1 protein-coding gene is annotated in these 331 nt (G+C 52.6%); it reads right to left on the bottom strand.

What is annotated here, in order from left to right; genetic code table 11:
- A partial coding sequence (locus J4D97_RS23325) for a UbiA family prenyltransferase (RefSeq protein WP_208309670.1) occupies positions 1 to 331 on the bottom strand: 331 nt, incomplete at both ends.

The following is a 331-nucleotide window of genomic DNA, read 5'->3' as shown; positions in this document are numbered from 1 at the left end:
GTACGCTACGCCTGCTGGAAGCCGTGCGCAGGTCTTTACCACCTGGGGTAGGCAGCATTTTGAAACCAGCTTTCTTGTAATCATCGTCCAATACCCAGGCAATGGCCCAGAAGTGCGGGAATTGCCACATAAACTGAATTCCGAATAAAATCCAGGCCTCTACCCCTAATATGCCGGTAGCGGCTACCCAGCCAATCATAGGCGGCATTCCGCCCGGAATAGCACCAACGGCCACACATATCGGTGAGATTGTTTTGAGCGGCGTGTAGATGAACCCGTACAGAATCAACGAAAGCAATGACAACGCCGCGGTCAGAGGGTTGAAGAGGTA

Origin of the sequence: Hymenobacter defluvii, from assembly GCF_017589435.1 — a bacterium.
Classification (GTDB): Bacteria; Bacteroidota; Bacteroidia; order Cytophagales; family Hymenobacteraceae; genus Hymenobacter; species Hymenobacter profundi.
The sequence above is the reverse complement of the archived record's forward strand: the minus strand, read 5'-3'. Positions and strand labels throughout refer to the sequence as shown.